Raw genomic sequence first — 6,378 nt, 5'->3', positions numbered from 1 at the left:
ACCGGACGCCCGCCCCCATGCGACGAACTGCGGCCTGGGGCGACGAAGCTCAGGTAGGGGTCGACCGGCCGGCCGGTGGTGCATCGACCCAGCGCTCGTCCACCAGCAGCTGATGGGGGCGGAAGCGGGTCTTGTAGGCCATCTTCGGGCTCTGGGCGATCCAGTAACCCAGGTAGAGGTAGGGCAGTTTGAGCTGGCGGGTCTGTTCGATCTGCCAGAGCACGCCATAGGTGCCGTAACTGCCCGGCGCGTCAGGGTCGTAGAAGGTGTAGACCGCCGACAGGCCATCGGCCAGGATGTCGACGATGGAGACCATGCGCAGCACGCCGGGGCCCTGTTCGGCCGGCTCCCTGAATTCGACCAGCCGGGAGTTGACCCGGCTTTGCAGCAGGAACTGGGTGTACTGATCCACGCTGTCCTGGTCCATGCCGCCTCCGGCGTGGCGGGCGGCCTGGTAACGCAGGTACAAGGCGTAATGTTCTTCCGAGAAGCCCAGTCGGGTGACCCGGCTGCGCAGCTGCTGGTGGGCGGCGCGGGCCCGCCGCTGGCTGCGGTCAGGCTCGAATCGGTCCACCGGGATGCGCAGGGGCACGCAGGCCCGGCATTGATCGCAGTAAGGCCGGTAGGTGAACAGGCCGCTGCGTCGGAAGCCGCAGGCCACCAGGGCGGAATAGGTCTCGGCGTGGATGAGGTGGCTGGGCGTGGCGACCTGGGAGCGCGCCGTCTGGTCCGGCAGGTAGCTGCACGGGTAGGGCGCCGTGGCGTAGAACTGCAGCGAGGAGAACGGAAGCTCTTTCGGATGGGTCACGGCGCGAGGGAGACCTTCAGGGCGGGCACGGCGATCCCCAGCCGTTCCCAATGGGCCCGATCATAGGACCAGCGCCAGGGTGGTGGTGCATCCACGGTGGCGGCCAGGTGGCCCTCGAACTGGGGGCGGGGCAGCAGGCGCGCCCCCAGGCTGGCCAGGTGTTGGGTGTGCTGCTGGCAGTCGATCATCCCGATCTGCTCGGCCCGGCAGAAGGCCACCAGGGCGGCCAGAGCGATCTTGGAGGCATCGGTCTGCCAGGCGAACATCGATTCGCCGAAGAACATCCGGCCCAGGCCGATGCCGTAGAGGCCGCCCGCCAGCCGGCCGTCGATCCAGGTCTCCACGCTGTGGGCATGACCGGCCAGGTGCAGCCGGACATAGGCCTCCACCATCTCCGGCACGATCCAGGTGCCGGGCTGGCCCTCGCGGGGCGTCTGCGCGCAGGCGGTGATCACCGCCCGGAAGTCGTGGTCGAAACGGATTTCGCAGCCCGGGGTGGCCAGGAATTTCTGGATCGTCTTGCGCAGCGAGCGGCTGAGGCGGAACTCGGCCACCGGCAGCACCATGCGCGGGTCCGGGCTCCACCACAGGATGGGCTGGCCCTCGCCATACCAGGGGAAGATGCCGTGGCGGTAAGCCTCGCGCAGGCGGGGGACGTCCAGCCCGCCGCCGGCGGCCAGCAGGCCCGGGGCGTCGCTGTTCGGCCCCAGCGCCGCTTGCGTGGGGGGAAAGGGGGTGTGCTCGCCAAGCCAGGGCAGCTGCATGCGTGCAGCATATCGTGGCTTGGCCCGGTCAGCTGGCGTTGGCCGGCATCCGTAGAATGGCGCCCCAATCCCGTTCCCTTCCTCACACCACCGAGACAAGCATGAGCCTGAACAACGTGACCCCGGGCGCCAAGGCTCCCGAGCAATTCAACGTCATCATCGAAATCCCGGCCAACGCCGATCCCGTCAAGTACGAGGTGGACAAGGCCTCCGGCGCGCTGTTCGTGGACCGCTTCATGAGCACGGCCATGCACTATCCGTGCAATTACGGCTTCATCCCCCAGACCCTGGCCGCCGACGGCGACCCGGTGGACGTGCTGGTCATCACCCCCTTCCCGCTGGTGGCGGGCTCGGTGGTCACCTGCCGTGCCATCGGCATGCTCAACATGACCGACGAGGCCGGTGGTGACGCCAAGCTGCTGGCCCTGCCCACCGAGAAGCTGCTGCCCAGCCACGCCCACATCACCAAGCTGGAAGACCTGAACGAGCTGGTGCTCAAGCAGATCCAGCACTTCTTCGAGCACTACAAGGACCTGGAGAAGGGCAAGTGGGTCAAGGTCGAAGGCTGGCTGGACACCGCGGCTGCCAAGGCGGAAATCACCGACGGTCTGAAGCGCTACGCCGACAAGGCCTGATCGACGCGCGCTGGGACGCGCTGTGGCGCGTTCCGCGATGAAAGCCGCCCGGGGGCACCCAGGCGGCTTTTTTTCATGGGGGTGTCACTCGGGCGTGACGGTCTTGAAGGGATTGCGCTCGCGCAGCTCGTCCAGATAGCCGTCCATGCCGGCACCCTCCCGGGCCAGGAAGTCCTCCACCGCGCGGGAGAACTCGGGGTGGGCCAGCCAGTGGGCCGAGGCGGTGCGCACCGGCAGGAGGCCCCGGGCCATCTTGTGCTCGCCCTGGGCACCGCCTTCGAAGCGCTGGAAGCCCTGGTCGATGCACCAGGCCAGGGGCTGGTAGTAGCAGGCCTCGAAGTGCAGGCAGTCGATCGTCTCGGTGGCGCCCCAGTAACGGCCCCAGGCCGCGCCACGGTCGCGGTCGATGGCCAGCAGGGAGACCGCCACCGGTGCGCCGTCACGCTCGGCGATGAACATCAGCCAGTGGGCCGGCAGCTCGCGGGCCATGCGGGTGAAGAAGTCCCGGCTCAGGTAGGGCGTGGACCGGTGGGCCCGGTAGGTCAAACCGTAGCAGTGGTGGAAGAAGTCCCAGTCGGCGTCGCTGATCTGTGTGCCCTCCCGCACCCGGAACTGCACGCCGCTGGCCTCCACCTTGCGGCGCTCCTGCTGGATCTTCTTGCGCTTCTCGCGTTGCAAGGTGGCCAGGAACTCGGCGAAATCGGCATAAGGCGTGTCAGGCCGGTTGTGCCAGTGGAATTGCACGCCCTGGCGCAGCATGTAGCCCGCCTCCTGCGCCAGGGCCTGCTCATCCTCATCCAGGAACAGCAGGTGGGTGGAGGACAGCCGGTTTTGCGCGGCCCACTGGCGCAGGGTGCGCAGCAGCAGGCGCCGGACGGTGTCGTCCTCGGCCAGCAGGCGGCTGCCGGGCACCGGGGTGAAGGGCACGGCATCCAGCAGTTTGGGGTAGTAGTCCAGGCCGTGGCGGGCATAGGCGTCGGCCCAGGCCCAGTCGAAGACGTATTCGCCATAGGAGTGGCTCTTCAGCCAGGCCGCGGTGGCGCCCACCAGCCGCCCGGCCCGGCGCACGCTGAAGAAGACCGGGGCCCAGCCGGTGTCGGCCGTGGCGCTGCCGGAATTGACCAGCGCGCACAGATAGGCGTGGCGCATGAAGGGTGTGGGTCGGGCCTGCTGCGCCAGCAGCGCGTCCCATGCGGCGGCGTCCAGTTCATCGGGATGGGCATGGACCCCGATGTGATAATCCGACGCGTCCATTTCTTCGTCTGCCATGTCCTCTCCGGTCACCCTTTCCGTCGCCCTGGCCCAGATCAACGCCACCGTCGGCGACCTGGCCGGCAATGCCCGCCTGATCGCCCAGGCCGCTCGCGAGGCCCATGCGCAGGGGCGCCCAGTTGGTGCTGGCGCCCGAGCTGGCACTGACGGGCTATCCGCCCGAGGACCTGCTGCTGCGTCCGCCTTCATGGCGGCCTGTGCCCGCACCCTGCGCGACTGGCGGCCGAGCTGGCCAATTGCGCGGGCCTGCATGTGTTCGTTGGCCACCCGCAGGACTGGGACGCGCACGACGATGTTAGGTCGAAGTCTCTTTCCTTGCCGAGGCGCTTCATTGCGGCCTCGGTGCTGGCAGGGGGGCAGGTGCAGGCCACCTATTGCAAGCGCGAGCTGCCCAACTACCAGGTCTTCGATGAGCGCCGCTATTTCGCCTCCGGGCGGGATGCCGGTTGCGGGCCGGTCGTCTTCGAGGTGGACGGGCTGCGTTGTGGTCTGCTGATTTGCGAGGACGCCTGGTTCGACGAGCCGGCCGAGGCCGCCAAGGCCGCCGGTGCCCAGCTGCTGTGCGTGCTCAACGCCTCGCCCTTCCACCTGGACAAGCACGGCGAGCGCGAGGCGCGCATGGCCCAGCGGGCCCGCGCGGTGGGTCTGCCCCTGCTCTATGCCCACATGGTGGGGGGGCAGGACGAGGTGGTGTTCGACGGCGCCTCCTTCGCGCTGGATGCCCAGGGTCTGGTGGGTGCTCGCGCGCCCAGCTTCGAGCCGGCCACGCTGGTGGTCTCGGTGAACGCCGATGGCCGTGTCAGCGGCCCGCTGGCCCCCTTGCCGCCGCTGGAGGGCCAGGCCTGGCAGGCCCTGGTGATGGGCGTGCGCGACTACATCGGCAAGAACGGATTCCCCGGCGCCATCATCGGCCTGTCCGGCGGCATCGATTCGGCCCTGGTGCTGGCCATTGCGGTGGACGCCCTGGGGGCCGACAAGGTGCGCGCGGTGATGATGCCCTCGCCCTACACGGCGGATATTTCATGGCTGGATGCCCGCGACATGGCCGAGCGCCTGGGCGTGCGTTACGACGAGATCGCCATCTCCCCGGTGTTCGAAGGTTTCAAGCAGGCGCTGGCGGCCCAGTTCGCCGGCCTTCCGGAGGACACGACCGAGGAGAACATCCAGGCCCGCATCCGCGGCACCTTGCTGATGGCCCTGTCGAACAAGATCGGGTCCATCGTGCTGACCACCGGCAACAAGAGCGAGATGGCCACCGGCTACTGCACGCTCTACGGCGACATGGCGGGCGGCTTCGCGGTCATCAAGGACGTGGCCAAGACCCTGGTCTACCGTCTGGCCGAATGGAAGAACCGCCAGCCCACCCGGCGCGCCGACGGCAGCATCGGGCCGGTGATCCCGGAGCGCATCATCACCCGGCCGCCCTCGGCCGAGCTGCGGCCGGATCAGACCGACCAGGACAGTCTGCCCCCCTACGAGGTGCTGGACGCCATCCTGGCGCGCTACATGGAAGAGGACCAGGGCATCGAGGAGATCGTCGCGGCCGGCTTCGCGCGCGAGGATGTCGAGAAGGTCACCCGGCTCATCAAGATCAACGAGTACAAGCGCCGCCAGTCTCCGGTGGGCATCCGAATCACCCACAGGGCATTCGGGCGGGATTGGCGCTATCCGATCACGTCGAAGTTCCGTGCTTAAATCTGCGCAACACGCATCCGCGCATCCCCCACACGGAGAACACACATGAAGCAGATCACCGCCATCATCAAGCCCTTCAAGCTGGAAGAAGTGCGCGAGGCACTGGCCAGCGTGGGGGTGTCGGGCCTGACCGTGACCGAGGTGAAGGGTTTCGGTCGCCAGAAGGGCCACACCGAGCTCTATCGCGGTGCCGAGTACGTCGTGGACTTCCTGCCCAAGGTGAAGGTCGAAGTCGTCGTCCGCGACGAGGACCTGGACCATGCGATCGACGCCATCGTGAAGGCCGCCAAGACCGGCAAGATCGGCGACGGCAAGATCTTCGTCACGGCGGTGGAGCAGGTGGTGCGCATCCGCACCGGCGAGACCGACGCGAACGCGGTCTGAGCTTGGCGCCGCCTCAGATGGCGGCGTAGTCCTCGGCGCCGGGCTGTCCCGGCTGGCCGGCGCGGGCCGCGATGCGGTCCAGCAGGCGGCCCGGGGTGTCGTCCACCGTCAGCGCCTGCTGCTGGCTGGCGTCGACGAAGCCCTGGTTGTGGGCCGCGGCCATGAAGTCCAGCAGTGGCTGGTAGAAACCGGCCACGTTCAGCAGGCCGATCGGCTTGCTGTGGTAGCCCAGGTGGTGCCAGGTCCAGACTTCGAAGAGTTCTTCGAAGGTGCCCAGGCCGCCGGGCAGGGCGATGAAGGCGTCGGCCTCCTCGGCCATGCGTTGCTTGCGCTGGTGCATGTTGTCCACCACCACCAACTCGGTCAGGCCCCGGTGGCCCACCTCGCGGGCCTGCAGTCGCTGCGGGATCACCCCCAGGACCGGCGCGCCAGCCGCCAGGGCGGCATCCGCCACGATGCCCATCAACCCCACATGTCCGCCACCGTAGACCAGGCGCCAGCCCCGGCGCCCCAGCTCCGCGCCCAGGCGCTTGGCGCTGTCCGCGTAGACCGCCTGGCTGCCAGGACGGGAGCCGCAGTAGACACACACCGAAAAGGGCCGTTGGCTCATGCGCCGCTGCCTCCAAAACGTTGCCACAAGGCGCCCGTCCACAGACCCCCTGCGAGCAGCAGGCTCAGCAGCACGGCGGCGCTGCCCAGGTCCTTGGCGCGGGCGGAGAGTTCATGCCGCTCCGGTCCGATCCGGTCGATGGCGGACTCCACCGCGGTGTTCAGCAGTTCCACCACCAGCACCAGGATGACCGAACCGGCCAGCAGGCCG

At 68.5% G+C, this 6,378-nt stretch carries 7 protein-coding genes and 1 pseudogene; 3 read left to right on the top strand and 5 right to left on the bottom strand.

Annotated elements, in window-relative coordinates:
• Nucleotides 1–49 precede the first annotated feature (49 nt).
• Nucleotides 50–808: an arginyltransferase gene (locus I73_RS02890; RefSeq protein ID WP_022979244.1), complete on the bottom strand. Its 759-nt coding sequence runs from the start codon at nucleotides 806–808 to the stop codon at nucleotides 50–52.
• Nucleotides 805–1,572 (bottom strand): leucyl/phenylalanyl-tRNA--protein transferase, encoded by a 768-nt coding sequence (gene aat / locus I73_RS25620; protein WP_022979243.1) that lies wholly within the window; start codon nucleotides 1,570–1,572, stop codon nucleotides 805–807. The genes I73_RS02890 and aat overlap by 4 nt, the downstream gene beginning before the upstream one ends.
• A 101-nt stretch (nucleotides 1,573–1,673) precedes the next feature.
• Here aat and ppa point away from each other — a divergent pair, with 101 nt between their 5' ends.
• A complete protein-coding gene (ppa, locus tag I73_RS02880) occupies nucleotides 1,674–2,207 on the top strand; it encodes an inorganic diphosphatase (protein WP_022979242.1) in 534 nt (177 codons plus the stop codon).
• 84 nt (nucleotides 2,208–2,291) lie between these two features.
• Here ppa and I73_RS02875 read toward each other — a convergent pair whose 3' ends face one another.
• Nucleotides 2,292–3,476 (bottom strand): GNAT family N-acetyltransferase, encoded by a 1,185-nt coding sequence (locus tag I73_RS02875; RefSeq protein WP_022979241.1) that lies wholly within the window; start codon nucleotides 3,474–3,476, stop codon nucleotides 2,292–2,294.
• Here I73_RS02875 and I73_RS25615 point away from each other — a divergent pair.
• Both I73_RS25615 and I73_RS02865 read left to right on the top strand, forming a co-directional pair.
• A pseudogene (locus I73_RS25615) lies at nucleotides 3,475–5,174 on the top strand (NAD+ synthase). The gene I73_RS02875 and the pseudogene I73_RS25615 overlap by 2 nt on opposite strands.
• 45 nt (nucleotides 5,175–5,219) lie before the next feature.
• Nucleotides 5,220–5,558, top strand: a complete 339-nt coding sequence (locus tag I73_RS02865) for a P-II family nitrogen regulator (protein WP_022979240.1) — start codon at nucleotides 5,220–5,222, stop codon at nucleotides 5,556–5,558.
• Nucleotides 5,559–5,571: 13 nt separating this feature from the next.
• On the opposite strand, the gene I73_RS02860 is transcribed toward I73_RS02865, so the two are convergent.
• Together I73_RS02860 and I73_RS02855 are read right to left on the bottom strand one after the other, a co-directional pair.
• Nucleotides 5,572–6,168, bottom strand: a complete 597-nt coding sequence (locus I73_RS02860) for a TIGR00730 family Rossman fold protein (protein ID WP_022979239.1) — start codon at nucleotides 6,166–6,168, stop codon at nucleotides 5,572–5,574.
• The coding region (locus I73_RS02855) for a diacylglycerol kinase (RefSeq protein ID WP_022979238.1) at nucleotides 6,165–6,378 on the bottom strand (214 nt) is incomplete at its 5' end. The genes I73_RS02860 and I73_RS02855, both read right to left, overlap by 4 nt.

The sequence above is a fragment of the Ideonella sp. B508-1 genome, assembly GCF_000333615.1.
Lineage (GTDB): Bacteria > Pseudomonadota > Gammaproteobacteria > Burkholderiales > Burkholderiaceae_C > Ideonella.
The sequence above is the reverse complement of the archived record's forward strand: the minus strand, read 5'-3'. Positions and strand labels throughout refer to the sequence as shown.

What these genes read in the sequence shown, in the direction of transcription:
- aat (WP_022979243.1), bottom strand. Translation starts at nt 1,572, where the DNA reads ATGCAGCTGCCCTGGCTTGGCGAGCACACCCCCTTTCCCCCCACGCAA.
- ppa (WP_022979242.1), top strand. Translation starts at nt 1,674, where the DNA reads ATGAGCCTGAACAACGTGACCCCGGGCGCCAAGGCTCCCGAGCAATTC.
- I73_RS02865 (WP_022979240.1), top strand. Translation starts at nt 5,220, where the DNA reads ATGAAGCAGATCACCGCCATCATCAAGCCCTTCAAGCTGGAAGAAGTG.
- I73_RS02860 (WP_022979239.1), bottom strand. Translation starts at nt 6,168, where the DNA reads ATGAGCCAACGGCCCTTTTCGGTGTGTGTCTACTGCGGCTCCCGTCCT.
- I73_RS02875 (WP_022979241.1), bottom strand. Translation starts at nt 3,476, where the DNA reads ATGGCAGACGAAGAAATGGACGCGTCGGATTATCACATCGGGGTCCAT.